Source organism: Halorubrum rubrum (assembly GCF_024494685.1).
Taxonomy (GTDB): Archaea; Halobacteriota; Halobacteria; order Halobacteriales; family Haloferacaceae; genus Halorubrum; species Halorubrum rubrum.
This window is the reverse complement of sequence record NZ_JANHDM010000008.1, coordinates 23,525-38,573: the sequence shown is the minus strand read 5'-3', so window position 1 is coordinate 38,573 and position 15,049 is coordinate 23,525. Positions and strand designations below refer to the sequence as shown.

General features: G+C 58.9%; 13 protein-coding genes and 2 pseudogenes. 7 read left to right on the top strand and 8 right to left on the bottom strand.

Going from position 1 to position 15,049, the window contains the following annotated elements; all coding sequences use genetic code 11:
- On the bottom strand, nt 1–429 hold the full coding sequence (locus NO889_RS09885) for an RDD family protein (RefSeq protein WP_256412088.1): 429 nt from the start codon (nt 427–429) through the stop codon (nt 1–3).
- Nucleotides 430–680: 251 nt separating this feature from the next.
- Here NO889_RS09885 and NO889_RS09880 point away from each other — a divergent pair, with 251 nt between their 5' ends.
- The 3 genes from NO889_RS09880 to NO889_RS09870 all read left to right on the top strand — a co-directional run bounded on the left by NO889_RS09880 (nt 681) and on the right by NO889_RS09870 (nt 5,924).
- Nucleotides 681–2,078, top strand: a complete 1,398-nt coding sequence (locus tag NO889_RS09880; protein ID WP_256412087.1) for a DUF6498-containing protein — start codon at nt 681–683, stop codon at nt 2,076–2,078.
- Between the two features lie 357 nt (nt 2,079–2,435).
- Nucleotides 2,436–3,566, top strand: coding sequence for an outer membrane protein assembly factor BamB family protein (locus NO889_RS09875; RefSeq protein ID WP_256412086.1), 1,131 nt, complete (start codon nt 2,436–2,438; stop codon nt 3,564–3,566).
- A 669-nt stretch (nt 3,567–4,235) separates the two neighbouring features.
- Nucleotides 4,236–5,924 carry a histidine kinase N-terminal 7TM domain-containing protein gene (locus tag NO889_RS09870; RefSeq protein ID WP_256412085.1) on the top strand — a complete coding sequence of 563 codons (1,689 nt, stop codon included), beginning with the start codon at nt 4,236–4,238 and terminating at the stop codon, nt 5,922–5,924.
- On the opposite strand, the gene NO889_RS09865 is transcribed toward NO889_RS09870, so the two are convergent.
- Nucleotides 5,908–6,252 (bottom strand): ArsR/SmtB family transcription factor, encoded by a 345-nt coding sequence (locus NO889_RS09865; RefSeq protein WP_256412084.1) that lies wholly within the window; start codon nt 6,250–6,252, stop codon nt 5,908–5,910. The genes NO889_RS09870 and NO889_RS09865 overlap by 17 nt on opposite strands.
- 162 nt (nt 6,253–6,414) lie before the next feature.
- Between NO889_RS09865 and NO889_RS09860 the strand changes: the two genes are divergently transcribed.
- Nucleotides 6,415–6,993 carry a response regulator transcription factor gene (locus tag NO889_RS09860; protein WP_256412083.1) on the top strand — a complete coding sequence of 193 codons (579 nt, stop codon included), beginning with the start codon at nt 6,415–6,417 and terminating at the stop codon, nt 6,991–6,993.
- Between the two features lie 4 nt (nt 6,994–6,997).
- On the opposite strand, the gene NO889_RS09855 is transcribed toward NO889_RS09860, so the two are convergent.
- Both NO889_RS09855 and NO889_RS09850 read right to left on the bottom strand, forming a co-directional pair.
- A complete protein-coding gene (locus tag NO889_RS09855; RefSeq protein WP_256412082.1) occupies nt 6,998–8,536 on the bottom strand; it encodes a bacterio-opsin activator domain-containing protein in 1,539 nt (512 codons plus the stop codon).
- Between the two features lie 2 nt (nt 8,537–8,538).
- Entirely contained in the window at nt 8,539–9,510 is a 972-nt protein-coding gene (locus NO889_RS09850; RefSeq protein WP_256412081.1) for a sensor histidine kinase, read from the bottom strand.
- Nucleotides 9,511–9,734: 224 nt separating this feature from the next.
- On the opposite strand from NO889_RS09850, the gene NO889_RS09845 reads away from it, so the two are divergent.
- Both NO889_RS09845 and NO889_RS09840 read left to right on the top strand, forming a co-directional pair.
- Nucleotides 9,735–10,394 (top strand): AIM24 family protein, encoded by a 660-nt coding sequence (locus NO889_RS09845; RefSeq protein ID WP_256412080.1) that lies wholly within the window; start codon nt 9,735–9,737, stop codon nt 10,392–10,394.
- A 211-nt stretch (nt 10,395–10,605) separates the two neighbouring features.
- Nucleotides 10,606–11,046 carry a DUF2238 domain-containing protein gene (locus tag NO889_RS09840; protein ID WP_465261019.1) on the top strand — a complete coding sequence of 147 codons (441 nt, stop codon included), beginning with the start codon at nt 10,606–10,608 and terminating at the stop codon, nt 11,044–11,046.
- Nucleotides 11,047–11,057: 11 nt separating this feature from the next.
- Here NO889_RS09840 and NO889_RS09835 read toward each other — a convergent pair whose 3' ends face one another.
- The 3 genes and pseudogenes from NO889_RS09835 to tnpA all read right to left on the bottom strand — a co-directional run.
- On the bottom strand, nt 11,058–12,293 hold the full coding sequence (locus NO889_RS09835; RefSeq protein ID WP_256412078.1) for an RNA-guided endonuclease InsQ/TnpB family protein: 1,236 nt from the start codon (nt 12,291–12,293) through the stop codon (nt 11,058–11,060).
- Nucleotides 12,294–12,297: 4 nt separating this feature from the next.
- Nucleotides 12,298–12,411: pseudogene (locus tag NO889_RS09830) on the bottom strand (transposase); the annotation flags it as partial.
- A 318-nt stretch (nt 12,412–12,729) separates the two neighbouring features.
- Nucleotides 12,730–13,023, bottom strand: a pseudogene (gene tnpA / locus NO889_RS09825) (IS200/IS605 family transposase); the annotation flags it as partial.
- A 319-nt stretch (nt 13,024–13,342) separates the two neighbouring features.
- On the opposite strand from tnpA, the gene NO889_RS09820 reads away from it, so the two are divergent.
- Nucleotides 13,343–14,206 (top strand): hypothetical protein, encoded by an 864-nt coding sequence (locus tag NO889_RS09820; protein WP_256412077.1) that lies wholly within the window; start codon nt 13,343–13,345, stop codon nt 14,204–14,206.
- A gap of 84 nt (nt 14,207–14,290) precedes the next feature.
- On the opposite strand, the gene NO889_RS09815 is transcribed toward NO889_RS09820, so the two are convergent.
- A complete protein-coding gene (locus NO889_RS09815; RefSeq protein ID WP_256412076.1) occupies nt 14,291–14,986 on the bottom strand; it encodes a helix-turn-helix domain-containing protein in 696 nt (231 codons plus the stop codon).
- Between the last annotated feature and the right edge of the window lie 63 nt (nt 14,987–15,049).

Genomic DNA, 15,049 nt, shown 5'->3' with positions numbered 1-15,049 from the left:
TCACTGTTGCTTAACGACGACTGTATCTGCAACGAGGTCGCCGACCCGCTGATTGTCGTCAGTAAGCAATATTGACACCATTGCGATGAGGTTGAAAGTCGGGAGTGCGTCAACGATCCATAACAGGTTCCGTAGTATTGACGCGCCGATTGTACAGTTGGAACCGTCGGGCTTGATAACGACTAGTCCGAGTAGGTATTTCCCCGGCGTGTAGCCGTACAGCCCCTCAAGCAGAAAACCGTACACGACTGTTGCGACCAGCCCCGCTACCGTGAACACGAGGAAACCGATCTCGCCGAGGGCCGCCCCAGCGAGCATAACGGGAACCCAGATTAGCCCCATAAGAATTGAATCGATGAAGAATGCGCCCACTCGGTGCCAGATCACATTTCCATTCGTCCCTAGTTGTGGTTTCGGATGCTTTTCCATAACTCACGTCTGATACTCAATGCTCATTAATCTTTGAGGGTTATCTCAGAGGTAGAGTTATGAATAGTTCGCAGGACTCATCGACCGGCTGTTTCAGATGAGAATCTGTCTGAAGAAGAGGAGTTCAACAGAGCTGGATAGGTGCTTTCCGGACTCCGATATTGTCGTTCCGAGAGTCCGCCGTCAAAGATATCTCGATCAAACAATATATTCAAGAGTCGCTTCAAGTGACCAATACGCCGTATCTGAGTATGTACGTAGTGCCTTCCATTCAATCATCCCGGTCGCTTCCAAGTCCCATCCTCATCGGTGCAAATCTCGTCCCGCTCGTCGGTGTCGTAGCTTGGGGATGGGATCTCTGGTCACTGCTCATTATTTATTGGATAGAAGCGTTCAGCACAGTCCTGCTAGGAGTAGCAAAAGCACTGTTTGCTGAGCGTGGCTCACCCGAGGTTGTTGGCCAGATCGAGCCGTTACACGAACTCCGGGAGAAGCGAGGCGGGTGGCGCCCTCGACTAGGATGGCCGCCAATATATCCACGAAACATCCCGTTCGGGGTTTCGATGCTTGGAACATGGACACTCACAGTTATCCCACCAAGCGCGTTATACTGGCTTTCGGTTGATCATACAACAGTACCCTCGATCAATCTCCTGCTTGGAATCGGTGCATTAGTGATCGCTCATGGTTCCGAGTTCATCGTAGAGTATCTTGGACGGCAGGAGTATACCGACGTCTCTGCGAGAGAGATACTGCGAACGCCTGCTCAGTTGACATTCGCCGTCATGTTTCTTGCGATGCTCGGGGCGGCAGGCGGCCAAGAGATGGGGTTCACACTGCTTGTCGGTATCGTTGGAGCGAAAACAATACTCGCCATCTCGAACGTTTCCACGGGCCGTTTCGGTGGCACAGTCCGTCGGTTTGTCGAACGACTGGGTGACGATGATCTCAGCCGGCCACAGCCGGAACTTGATCTCCCGACCGAGTCAGTACAAGCCCGCGTGACGGTAAATCCCAAATCGGTCCTGCTGGGAAGTTTCTCAGCGATCGGGCTTGGATTCGCTAACCGTGTCGGCATTCTTGTTGTCTTTGGCTTCATTGCTGCCGTCGGAACCGGACACATGGTTTGGATTACCCTCGGGCTGGGGGTGATACTCACCATCGCTGGTGTAAGGGTCCTGAGCTACTATCTTCGGTACGGTACCATCGAGTATCAGCGGCGTGGAGAAGCGCTCGTCGCCTACGACACGCTACTTGAGGCACCACAGTGGGTTGTCTCGATCCGATCCGGGGCCCAATTCTCGATACAGAATGCGATCCCGGATCGAATCTTCGGAACAGGAACCCTCACTATCTCTGGAGTCGACACGGTACCGAGTGATGAAGCACAGTTCGGCCCAGTAACAGATCTTGATCAGGCGATTGAGACGCTTGATCTGCCAGTGCGACGCGAAGAACGCCCATCACGAGATACCGCCGTCATTGCTGCGTCAATCGGACTAATCCTATGCTTCGGCGCTGTTCCTGTCGGGTTACTGTTCACATCACAGGTCAGCCAGACCGAAGCATTCGGAATTCTGGCTGCATTTGGACCATTCTTTCTCATCCCAATCGGCGCGCTGTTGTGGGCTGCGCTCTCACGAATTTGAGACCCTAGAACCGATCGTTTACCACCGAAACACTCGCCTTCAACCTGGGAAAGAACAACATCGATTTGAGTTATCAGTATAGGAAAGTGCGCCAGCCGAGGATATATCGGTACGTGTGATGGTGAATGAGCTTCGTCCTCGATCGTCCGCACTCAGTATCTCGATTGTCGCTGGAAAACAAAATCGAAGACGGTTGGAACATTTCGGTGAAAGACAGGATATAGCAAAATTTCGGAATGCTTGGCGATCATCATATCGAGATACGATGTCATATCATACATGAATCGAAGGACATTCTTGTCGACAGTGGTTGTCGGCGCGAGTACACTATCAGGGTGTCTGTCGAGGCTTCCATTGGTGGATCCGGAGACACCTCTGCCGGAAACACCCACGGGAGCGTGGACACAGCACGGAGCCAACGGGGCGAATACATCCGCACCGAACGTCGCTGTCCCCTCCCAAGGGAATCTGGCATGGACATCAGAGGCGTTCACACGCTGGCAGCCCGCAGTTTCCGACGGAACAGTATATACGACAAACTTCGATCCCAGCCATGAGGGGAGTGCGATCGCGTTCGACGCACAGGATGGGACCGAACAGTGGCGAACAACCCTCGACGCCAGTGGGGAGAACGCGACTGTCGTCGTCGACGACCGGTGTATCATGGCGTACGATGCGGAACTCGTTGCGCTTGATCCGCAAACAGGCGAGCAGCTCTGGACGCAACCCACAAACGGGTTCAAACACCTCGTCGCAGACGAAACCGCCGGGACCGTGCTGGTTGCTTCTGACATCGGTATCGAGGCGTTCAGGGCAGTCGATGGGGCGAAACGCTGGGAAACCTACACGGTCATCCGACTCCCGTGTGTGCCTGCCGTGGACGACGGGCGCGTGTTCGCCGTTGGAGACGTGGATGGATCGCCATCTCTCGTTTCCTTCGCACTGGAGGATGGGTCGGAACGCTGGCGGAGCAAACTCACGGCCACACCAGAGTCCGCCGCACCCGTTGTCACCCAGGAAGGTGTGTTCGTCTCTGATGACCGAACACTCGTCGTTCACGACAGGGAAACCGGCGATCGGATCCGCGAACTTTCTTCATTCGGTGAGGACGGCGATGTCATCCCTCGGACGGTTGCCGTCGACGACGGTACCGTATTCGTTACGAACTCGGAAGGTGCCGTCGCAATCGACGCCGAAACCGGAACAGAGCGATGGCACCGCGAGACTCCGGTGTACAAACCGGGGCTCTGTATCGGAATAGACACGGTCGTGTTCCCGGTCGGAAGCCCCGAGTTCGCCCCTGGGAAGAAGACAATCAGCGTGTTCGATCGGGAATCAGGAGAGATGCGCTGGCACTACGCGTTCGATCCAGGCTTTCATCATCAAGTGACATCACCACCAGTACTGGTCGACGGAGCTGTATTCTTTACGGCCACGCACATCGACGGTCTCGGGGCCCTTGGTGACGTGCCCGCGCGGAATAGGTGAACCACAATATTCCACCGTAGAAATCATCGCGCTTCAGTGCGGGGAGGATGTCAAGCGCTTCGGATGGAGCCATGACGCACAGCGAGAGCGGGAGACCGGTAGTGACCGGGCGTTTTGTCCCCTCCCGGAGGAGTGCGGATCGTAGCGTCTTGGAAGGCCAGCGGGGGAACTGCCGGCAGGGAGGGGGATGCCGGTGGGGGAGAGGTGCGGACCATAACCCGTCGTTCGTCACGACGGGCATCTTCTGTTTTGTGTGCAGGAGGAAAATAAGGAGATGGAGTGTTTCGCAGTCTGAAACAGGTCTTCATCGTGTTTCTGAGCCTGCAACACACATTAGGAGGTTATTGGGGGCCACACCAATATCCAGTATGGCGGTTTCCATCAGCCGGTCGGTCGATCATGGACCGAAATATTGGCTGTTACGCTTTGGTATGGCCGTGTTTCTGTCGATGTTCCGCTCACCGTCAACTGCTCTCGTCGATGACGTCGTCCCTAGTACGAGTACACCCGACGGTGCCGGCGGTGGCAGTATCACAATCGGGGGAACTATTGACAACACGTTCCGACAACTTCGGAGGCGAGACCGACAGTGAGCTTCCATCGACGCCGCGATGATCGATCACCGGCCTCAATACGGCGCCGGAAGAGGCGAACAGTATCGACGACACGATGAACATCTTCTCCCTCTCAGCCTCACTGGCCATCGACGGAGTTGCCGTCGGGCTGTTGGCGTGGGTAACGTGGCGGGCCGCCAGGGATCGATCACCACCGAACGCGACCGCCTTCGCTGCCATGGCCGCCGGATTGTCGTTGTGGGCGCTTCTGTCGCTTCTTTCAGAGTTCCCGCACGAGTGGTCGGTGGGTGCGGGGATGGCCGCTGTCGCACAGATTCTACCGATCGTATTCATCCCCGCGATATGGCTGGTCTACGTACTCGGCTACACCGGTCGCGGTACCGGACTGACCCGCCCGCGGATCGCGTTGTTCGTCCTCCTCGCGCTTCCGCTTGTCGGCGCGGCGGCCACGTTCGAGGGCGACCCATCAACGGAGGCGGTCCAACGCTCGCTAGCGTCTCTCGTGGGGACCGAACTGATGCTCCTGTTCATCGTGTACGTCTACGCGGCCGTCGTCTTCCTCAGCTACGGATGGAGCCATGGACGAATCTCGAAGGCGCAGCTTGCGGCGCAGCTCGGTGCGGTCTCAGCACCGTACGTAGTCGGCACGTGGCTCGACGGCAGTCGGATCGTCGACGGAGTGACAGCCGGACTGCTCCTCTCCGGGTTGCTGTTAGCGATCTCGATCCGGCGCTATCCCGTGCTGACGGGATTCCCAAAAGCAGACTATGTCGCCCGTTCACGCGTCGTGGAAGCGCTACAGGAGGCCGTGATAGTCGTCGACTGGGACGGCCACATCCTCGACGCCAACGCAACGGCCGAGGGCCTGTTTGACCGATCGACTCGGGAGATGATCGGCACACCGATGACATCGATCGTCGACGGGATCGACGATGTGGACCTGTCGCCTGGGACGACCGGCAACGTCACGCTCAGAACGACCCAGGGCCGCCGCCAGTTCCAGTTCACCGTCTCCGCCGTCGAAGGTGACGATACTGACAACGGAGGAACACCGGTTGCCAGAGCGGTGTTACTCCGAGATGTGACCGACCAACGCACCCGAGAGCAGCGACTCTCCGTGCTCAACCGCGTTCTGAGACACAACGTGCGGAACAAGCTCGACGTGATCCTCGCCCACGCCGATCACGTCGATGATGAGGTCCATCGGACGGCGATCCAGGACAGTGCCGCCGATCTGTCGTCAATTAGCCGAAAAGCCCGGGACGCCGAGGCGGTGATGACTGACAGCAGCGGCCCCCCATCGCCGGTCGATCTCGCCGCCGTGGCCCAGGAGGTCGCTACGACAGCCCGAGAGGACCATCCAGAGAGCAGCGTCTCTGTCGACACACCCGAAAGCCTACAAATATCCTCCCATCGGACGATAGTTCGCCGTCTTGTGGCCGAACTCGTCGAGAACGCGATCGTTCACGTGACTGATCCCATATGCGTCGATGTTGAGGTCGACACGACAGTCGACGGGACTCCACGACTCCGCGTCGCCGATAACGGTCCCGGCATCCCCGAGCGCGAACGCGAACTGCTCACCGGGGCGGGAGAAACCCAGCTCGAACACGGGCTCGGTGTGGGCCTATGGTTTGTCAACTGGGCGGTCAACCAACTCGGTGCCGAACTCGAATTCGAGCAGGCTAGCGACGAAGGGACCGTCGTCGTCCGATTCCACGATTCCAATAGGCCTACTGACGAGAGAGACGACCCGTCCAGCGACGCTACAGACCGAAACTGACGGCCGCCTCGATGTCGCCATCGTCGAGCGAGACCGAGAGATGTCGGGCCGACGCAGTGAACTGTTCGCGATGGTGACCGTCAGAAGAGATATGATGCTCGCTCGTGACGAGCCCGGCGTCCCTGAGCTCGTTAAGACGTCGGTACGCCGTCGCCCGCGAGACCCCGGCCGCTTCCGCGACGGCACGCCCGCCACGGGGGCACTCCGAGACTGCCTCGAACACGCGACGGGTGTATTCGTCGCCGAGGAGATCGAGCAGTTCTGCGGTCGTCGGTGGGGAAGTCGGTTCCTCCGCGTGTTCGTGACGTGATTGAGGGCGTACAGCCATACGACTACGGTGTGGTGGAACCCCCTTGGTCGAACATGCTCAGTATCCAGACGAGCGGATACGCACGTATCTCACTATACAGATTTCGGGGGAACCACAGCACCCCACGTCGAACGAAATCAGTTATGTGGATCCGATGGAAGGTCCTAAACACGCTCCATCATGGCGGATACCGACACCGACCAAGGCCCCAGGGTTCTCGTCGTCGATGACGAGCGGGAAGTCGCCGACGCCTACGCACTCCGACTTCGCGGCGAATGTGCGGTGGAGACGGCTTACGGGGGTCAAGAGGCGCTGTCGACGGTCGAGGATCAACTGGTGGACATCGTCCTCCTCGACCGTCACATGCCCGATATCTCTGGCGATGAGGTACTCGAAACACTGGATGAACAGGAGTTCGAGGGCCGTGTCGTGATGGTGACCGCGATCGATCCGGGGTTTGACGTGTTGGACCTCCCCTTCGACGACTATCTCTGTAAACCGGTCGACCGTGCGGATATCCGTTCGGTCGTCGACCACCAGCGCCGGGTCCTCGCCTACGAGACGCTCGGAGAGTACTTCAGTGCGAAGTCCACAGAGACGGTTCTGGCGTCCCAGACTAGCCGGGAACAGCGCGAGAATCACGAGGAGTTTGCGGTAGTACGCGAACGCGCGAACCGGCTCGAACGACGTACACGGCGGCTACTGGACGACGAAACGGTGCTCGCAGAGTTCGCAGACATCGACCGCGACGGGCGATGAACGCCTACGATCTGTCATCGTTGTGCTCGTCGTAGAACGCTTCAAGTAACTTCCGCTGGCTCGCGCGTAGGTGATGTAGCAGCGTCGATCCCGTAATCTCGAGTGACTCGGCAACTTCCTCGGCCGTACTTCCCCGCGGCGACTCGAAGTAGTCCGCGAGGTAGGCCGTCCGAAGCACGGTTTCCTGTCGGTCGGTAAGCCGCTCATTCAGTTCGTCCCGAAACTCTCGCGCCGTCGTCGGCGACCGCGTCCGATCTTGGCGGGCGAGGACAGGTGCGGGCCTATCGTCACCGATTTCGTCCGCCAATCGGCGAACAGTAGCGTCGGTGGACAGTTCGACGACTAATCGACCGGTGCCACCCTCGAACGTCGCCGTCCGAATGGTCGCCCCGTGGGTGACGGCTGCCACGAGCGGTGTCTCACTCCCGAGCGTGAGTTCGATTCGTCCGTGGCCTTCGTCCGACTGTCGGACGACCCGCCCCCCATCGACGTTCTGCGTCGGTTCAGTCGCGTCGACGACCGCTTCAGGGGCAGCCCCCGAGACGGTGAGGAAACAGGTGAGGCCGTCGTCGCCAGCCGGAACCGTGCCGTCAAGCGTGAGTTCCGCGTCACAGGACTCACTGAGCCGGGCGAGCGCGGAGTGCGCCCCGAGCTCGAACGTAACCTCGGTGATCGTGTCCGCGAGTAGGAGCTGACGGTTTCGGGTCGCGTTGATTGCCAGCCCCGCAAGTTCACCGAGCGCCTCGAAGCTCGATCGCTCGTGGTCGCTGAACGCCTTCTTCGTTCCCGCGTAGACGCCGACAACCCCGTAGACGCTAGACCCGTATACCAGTGGCACGGCCAGCACCGACTGGACACCGTCGGCGAACCCGGCGACGCGGACGGGTTCCGGGACCGTCTCGTCGCCGCTCAGCGACTGGATTAGCTGCGGACGTTGTCGCTCGACCGCCCGCTGTTCGGGAGTGGTGTCGCCGCGCTCAACCGCCGCGCGGACCGCCGGGAAGGTCTCGCCTCGGTCGCCCGCGGCGCCCTCCACCTCCAGGCCCTCGCCGTCAGCAACGCGGACACCGGTCCACGCGAACTGATACTGGTCGGAGTTCCCCAGTCGCTCCCGAATCGTCTTCGTTATCTCCTCTCGTGAGGCGGCACCGACCAGTCCCCGGAGAACGTCGGCGATCAGTCGGTCGACTACGGCGGCCCGCTCGTGTTCGGCACGGAGCCGTTCACGCGCCTGTTGGTGGGTCTTTCGCTCGGTCACGTCGTCAACGTAGACAGTCGAGGTTCCGTCATCTGAAACGACTGACACAGATAACCACCGGTCGATCGTCGGGTAGTACTCCTCGAACGTCGTGTCAGTCAGCGACTCCTCGTCGAACGCCCGCAAGAGTGAGTCCGCAACTGATCTGGGAAACACGTCAGCGATCTTCTCGCCGCTGGGATCGTCGGCCGTGAGGAGCTCCGACGCGATCTCGTTGCTCGCCATCACGGTCCGATCGCGCACCGTGATCACACCGATCGGTGCGTTCTGGAGACGGTCCTCCATCGTCACGGCTCCGCGTTGAACCGGATCCCGGTTCGTGTCCCAGCACGTTCGCTTTCGGCGATCGAAACCGTCCAGCTGTGGGCCTCTGCGATCCGGTCGACGATCGCAAGGCCGAGCCCAGTGCCGCCGCCATCGACCGTGTATCCCGGTCGGAAGACGGCATCACGTTCGGCGGCAGGGATACCGGGGCCATCGTCGGAAACAAACACCCCGGCCGTTCCATCTGTCAGTGTTCCCACGCGAACAGTTCCGGCCTCGGACCCGTGTTCGATACTGTTCCGAAAGAGGTTCTCGAACAGTCGTTGGAAGCGATTGGGGTCTGCTCTCACCGTCGGGAGCGACCCGTCGAACCGGATCGTCCATGCCTCGGTCTCGACGGTCTGCCACGCCCGCTCCGCCATCTCGCGGACTGAGACACCATGTTCAGGATTCAGCGCTGCCTCACCACGAGCAAGCGTCAGCACGTCCTGAATGATTCGCTCCATTCGATCGTGAGCGGCGTCGATAGCGTCGAAGTGCTCGTCCGCCCCCGTCTCGCGTGCGGCTTCGAGGTGTGCGCCGGCCACATCGAGCGGGTTTCGCAGATCGTGACTGATCACGCTCGCGACTTGTCCGACGTCGACGTCATCGGTGAACGGGACGGCGACGTCGTGGTCGACGAAAACTATCGTTCCGCCGTCTGTATCGGGTGCGAGTACGTGAGCTACGTACTGGCTGGCATCGGTAGTCTTCAAGAAGAGCTCGACCGCTTCACCAGCACGGAGTTGTTCTTTGAGAGTCTCCTCGTTAGACGATTTTACCGTGTCGAACCGCTCGAAAAGAGCCGAAATTGGCTCCCCAGGATCGACACCGATCGTCGCGTCGAACGCGTCGTTCGTCGCCATCACTGTCGGGACGTCGTCCCGCATTTCGTACGTGAGTACGGGGGCGGGATGAGAGGCGAGCGAGACCCGTAGCACGCTGGGATCGCTCATCGTCACCTCGGTCTGTTCAGATGCGTGGTCGATCGGATAACCATCCTGCTACCGACTCTAGACACCGTCCGGTTTAATGTCTGCCTCCCGCTGCGCAAGCTGAAACACGTGTCGACGGATCCGCACGTCGAAAGTTCGAACAGATCGACACCGACCACCGTGTTGCCGCATCAGAAACGCGAAGAAATGGCTTTGTTGCTGACACTGGCACTCCCGAACGCCCAATGGACTTGGACGAATTTGCCGATGCGAACGCGCCCGAGAGGAGTAGTGACGGCTTCCGGAAAGTCAACAAGCGACTGCTGGAGATCCCTTTTGAGGGGACGGTGATAATAAAAGCCGGATCAATGATCGCCTACACCGGCGACGCGACGTTCACCGGGAAATCCTCCGCCGAAGGCGGGATCGCTGGCTTCGTGAAAGACGCCGTTAGCGGCGAAGGGACACCCATCATGGAGGCCGAAGGCTCCGGAACACTCTACGTGGCTGAACAGGGCAAGAAGGTACAGATCCTCTCACTCGACGCCGACGAGTCGATCTCGGTCAACGGGACTGATGTCCTCGCGTTCGAGAAAACGATCGACTACGAGATCAGCACCGTTGGCGGGCTCTCGCAAGCCGCTGCGGGCGGGCTCACGAACGTGTTCCTCACCGGTCCCGGAGAGGTTGCGGTCACGACTCACGGCGATCCCGTCGTGATGACGCCGCCGGTCACGACCGATCCCGACGCCACCGTCGCGTGGAGCGCCAACCTCTCGCCGTCGATCGGGACGAACAAGACGATCGAGATCGGGCAGACGTCCGGTGAACACCTACAGATGCAGTTCACTGGCTCCGAGGGATTCGTCGTCGTTCAACCCTACGAGGAAGGCGGCCAGATGTAGACGCAAATCGCGAGTACCAACTGATCGATGTCAAAATAATCCATCGTATACCCACATGTTTGCCCTCCCACACTTCTCTTCACGCATTGTGGTCGGTATCGGGTCTAGTTGTATCGCAGTCGTTGGATGGTCTTTCGCCCGTTCGATGCGGGGGTTTCCAACTGATCCGCATCTGTGGCTCCCACGACTTGTCGTCCGATCAGTCGCCGACATTCGACGACTGGATCAACTCGCCATCGTTTGGATAGGACTTATCGCCTGGTCGGTGACGGTGACCACTCTACATTTTGCCGGGCTAACCCTCGAGATCTACTCCGCTATCTCGTGGTGGGACCTGCTCACTCACTCCATGAGTGGCTTCGGTATCGCCGCATTGGCGGTGCTAACCCACCGAGACCGCGTTGCGAGGTACGGCTCGGTCTGGTGGGTGGTCCCGACGATCGTCGCGATCGGCGCCGGATTCGAGGTGTACGAATTCGCCTTCAAAGCCTTCTGGCACGAGTGGACGCTTCAGAAGTATGTTGTCGACACAGTCGTCGATCTCGGCATGAATACGCTTGGGGGGACAGTCGTTTCATCGGCAGTAAGCGGCTATCTTACGGCGATTGATCCGCCACAGCCGGATTTATCGTCTCCAAATCATACCGAGTGAACTACCGCACCCTACCGCTCACCTGATGGCTCGCGCTTAAGGGTGGGGCTTCCTGCTTCGACGACGCGCTTTGCAGATACAGGCGTATCCACAGGGAGCGCAGTCTCCACAGGCGTTGATTCGGAGTATCCCACTCCTACGTCTTCGAGGCCGCGAGAACGGATGTTCCACGCCGCGTTCGCATCCTTGTCCGCCTCAAACCCGCAGGCAGGACAGGAGTGTTCGCGGACCCACAGCGGCTTCTCCGTCGAGACGCCGCAGGACGCGCACTCCTTGGTCGTCCCTCTCGGGTCCACCGCGACGAAGTGCGTCCCCTCGCGCTCGCACTTGTATTCGAGCAACGAGAGGAACGTTCGCCATGCCGCAGACGCCGTGTTGCGGCCGTTCGACGGCGACTCCATCATCCCCTTCACGTTCAGGTCTTCGACCGCTACGAGGTCGTACTCTCGAGCGTAGTAGTTCGAGAGCTTGTGCAAGAAGTCGCGGCGCTTCCGGCGGAGTTCGGCGTGACACTCCGCAACGCGCCGCCGTTGCTTCTCGTAGTTGTTCGACCCGTGCTGTTTGCGCGAGAGCTTCCGTTGCTCGCGCTCCACGCGGTCGCGTTCGTCCGAGAGGTCGAGCGACCCGACCGCCGCGCCGTCGGTGTCGTGGACATACTTGAGAATTCCCGTGTCGATACCGACGCACCGCTCGGGATTCTCAGGCGGTTCAGGGGGTTCACGGTCCATTTCGACGCCGAACGTGGCGAACCACTCCCCAGTCGGTTCCTTCTTGACCGTGACCTGCTTGAGCGTCGCGTCGTCGGGGATGGTGTGGTGGAGTCGTATCGGTATGTCCGCGAGTTTCGAGAGTGACAACACAGTCTGACCGCCCTTCTTGTCGAGCTTGAAGCCAGACTGACTGTACGTGAAACTGCGAAACTCCCGCGGCGGCTTCCATTTGAGCTGACCGACGCCGTAGCCGTTCTCCTTGAGTTTGGAGAGGCCTTTGAGGTTGTCGAACAGCCGTTCTACGACGGTTTGGAGAACCTTCGAGTACACGTCGGAGAGGCCGTCCCACCATTTCTTGAGGTCGGGGAGTTCCGACCGAAGCGTGGTCATGGACGGCAGTTCGCCGTGTTCGTCTCGGTACTCGTTGAGACGATAGAGCGTGTGGTTGTACAGTTGCCGACAAATGTCTCGGTGGCGGTCCAACTCCTCGCGGTGGGCGTCGGACGGCTTGAGACGGTACTTGTAGGCGTAGTACATGGCGCTACTCGCGTTGGTCCTCTATGTACTGTGTCAGCACATCTAGCGACACCTGCCCCGTCGAGATGAGGCAGTACGAGTCGTTCCAGAACGAGTCGCCCCACAGTTCGGTCTTCAGCATACTTCGAGGTGGAGCCTCCGGCCTCAAGGAGCGACCGGAGGGAGCGAGTAGGCCGGCGAGGAAACCGACATGGTACTGACCAACCGTTAAGTTGCACCCTCCCGTACTACCAGTTAGTGCGGTGCTGGCACAAGTCCCGTTCAGTACGGGCCGCAGTAGCCCGGCCCCAAATGGTGGGTTCGTCGACCTCGAAGGGCGTTCGGTAGGCGGGACGCACAAAACGCCCCGTCGCGTCAACTGACGGCGAGGACCACATCAAAGCCCCACCCTCAACGAGCGAGCCCTTCAGGGCGAGCGAAGTAGGGTGGGGTCGGTTACTTCGTCTGCGTACTCGTTTCGGATACGGCGAGCAGTCGCGCCCTTGACCGTATTGATGAACTTCACGAGGTCTGTGGTTGGCTTCGCTCGGAACAGGATGTGAACGTGGTCGTCTTCGCCATCGAGGTTGGTCAGTTCGACACCGTAGTTATCCGTGAATCCCCTGATGACCTCGTGAATGAATTGGGTTCGCTCCTCGGTTAGCACTCCGCGCCGATACTTCGTGGTGAGTATCAGGTGGTAGTGTAGGGAAAATGTTGAGTGCGCTCCCGAATCGAGGTCATACTCCATTGGGTTCAGCTTAGAATATAGTAACTCAATGTAAAAACATAGCGACTACGTGGGCCTGTGTGCCTACAACCGTATCGCTGTATGAACAGATGATGACGGCCCTGTATCTCCTCCCTACTGCGTTCCTTGTCCGCTGGCGTGGACTGCGGTACTCGTTGAGGGAGGGGGCCTAGCGCCTATATCAAGCTAAAGACGCGCCATCACGATCGGACTGTTGCTTGTCACGGAGATATTTTAGATCGATAATCTTCGCCGCGTCATGAACAAGCACTGGCTCCCTGGGTAGTTTAAACACAATTGGAGTACGCACAGTAATGTGATGCCCCCCATCCGATCTCCCCTAGTCAGTCTTCTCGTTGGTCTCGTCCACGCGGGAACACTCATTGCTGTGGCACTGACGCTCAGCTATTCGATCGGTCCATCCGAATACACGAGTCTCGGAATGGGATGGCGCTATGGCGGTCTCGTCATCGTGGCTGCCGTTCCAGTATTGCTTGGGCTTCGGTATCGAATAATCGCTCCACTAATCGCCCTCGTATTGACTACTGGCTACGTGCTCGGGATGGAACTCGTACCACCGGGACCGACCTTTCGTGATGTTGCAGAGTTAGAACGCCTTGCTGAGCCGACCGGTATCACCGTCGTCGAGAACGGACTGTATATCGTCCGGTATATGCTGAACGCCTCCGTCTGGACGGTTGGATTTTTATTTCTCGGCCTGATCGAATACACCGTTCGAACAGGGTGGAAGCGGCTTCCGGCAGTACCTTCACCGATCGCGCTGATTTCGATCCCCGCTTCACGGAAGCAGGCGGTACGTATTGCCACGGTTGGTGGCGTACTCCACGCGGTCGTGATGCTGTGGTTTACACTCCGACTTGGTCTCACCGTTTCGGGCGAGCTCGGCTGGCTCATATACATTAGTAGTACCCTTGGGATGTGGATACTCGCTGCCGTTCCACTGTATCTCTTAGTTCGTCATCTCGTGGTTGGGCCAGCGACAGCCCTCACCGTGTTCATCCTGCTCAACGTACAAGCGGAGTTCACAGCCAGCCCCGATGACCCACACGCACTGTACTTCGGCGCGTGGTTTCTCTACCTCGGTCTTCTCCTCATTGTGGCAGGAGTCGAGTTCGGGCTTCGGCAGCTACAGATAGCACAACGATTGCGTATGATGACGTAGTCACGCCTCAGAAATATCCGTTAACTCCTCTGTGGTAGCTTCAAGAGATCTCAAAATCTGCTTCTTGAGACTACACTCCCGCTGCTACTGGGTTGACTCAGGGAGCGTCGGCCACGTTGTCGCTACTGTTTCCTCGATGAGTTGTGTTTGAGCACGGCGCAACCGCTCAGTTACCGACGAGGCAGTGATACCCAACTCCGACGCGATCTCCTCCAGTGAGACCTGTCTCGGAATCTCAAAATACCCCCGCTCGTACGCGATCCGGAGTGCCTCGTATTGCCGATTAGTGAGCCCTTCCCCCGGCGGCTCTGGCGTCTCGTCCTGATTAAGACGGTCTAGTTGGAACTCAGCGTTGTGCTGCCAGAAAGACGAGAATTTGCTGAACTCCTCTCGGTCGGCGAACCAGCCCGTTTGTCGCCAGCCATCCGGTTCGACCTTAATCCGGTCGATAAACGCATCTGCTGTGGCTAGCTCTTCAAGTCCAGCTAGATCGTCGATATCATCCCCGAGTTGCTCTTCGAAACTGAGCGCCGGTTGAATTTGATACCGGCGGGTATCACTGGCCTGTCCGATTTGCGTCCAGTCCCCGACGTCGTATGTGTCAGTGAGTGCTGTCTCGAGTGTTTGTTCAGACCCGCCCGTCACCGTGATGAGGAACAATGGTCGCTTCCCGTGATTGTACTGGAGGTTGAGAATCATCCTCGCTTCGGGCACTGCTGCGACTGCGCCGACGAGTGGGAGCGCGTCGCAATAGATTTTGAATTCAGCGACAAGTCCCATACCAACCTGTTTATATCATCGATAATGGGGGTGGCGGTTGAGACATTCATCGATATCCGCTGC

Excerpts from the sequence above, each read along its gene's own strand:
- NO889_RS09885 (WP_256412088.1), bottom strand. The coding sequence starts at position 429 with ATGGAAAAGCATCCGAAACCACAACTAGGGACGAATGGAAATGTGATC.
- NO889_RS09880 (WP_256412087.1), top strand. The coding sequence starts at position 681 with ATGTACGTAGTGCCTTCCATTCAATCATCCCGGTCGCTTCCAAGTCCC.
- NO889_RS09870 (WP_256412085.1), top strand. The coding sequence starts at position 4,236 with ATGAACATCTTCTCCCTCTCAGCCTCACTGGCCATCGACGGAGTTGCC.
- NO889_RS09865 (WP_256412084.1), bottom strand. The coding sequence starts at position 6,252 with ATGGCTGTACGCCCTCAATCACGTCACGAACACGCGGAGGAACCGACT.
- NO889_RS09860 (WP_256412083.1), top strand. The coding sequence starts at position 6,415 with ATGGCGGATACCGACACCGACCAAGGCCCCAGGGTTCTCGTCGTCGAT.
- NO889_RS09855 (WP_256412082.1), bottom strand. The coding sequence starts at position 8,536 with ATGGAGGACCGTCTCCAGAACGCACCGATCGGTGTGATCACGGTGCGC.
- NO889_RS09850 (WP_256412081.1), bottom strand. The coding sequence starts at position 9,510 with ATGAGCGATCCCAGCGTGCTACGGGTCTCGCTCGCCTCTCATCCCGCC.
- NO889_RS09845 (WP_256412080.1), top strand. The coding sequence starts at position 9,735 with ATGGACTTGGACGAATTTGCCGATGCGAACGCGCCCGAGAGGAGTAGT.
- NO889_RS09835 (WP_256412078.1), bottom strand. The coding sequence starts at position 12,293 with ATGTACTACGCCTACAAGTACCGTCTCAAGCCGTCCGACGCCCACCGC.
- NO889_RS09820 (WP_256412077.1), top strand. The coding sequence starts at position 13,343 with ATGCCCCCCATCCGATCTCCCCTAGTCAGTCTTCTCGTTGGTCTCGTC.
- NO889_RS09815 (WP_256412076.1), bottom strand. The coding sequence starts at position 14,986 with ATGGGACTTGTCGCTGAATTCAAAATCTATTGCGACGCGCTCCCACTC.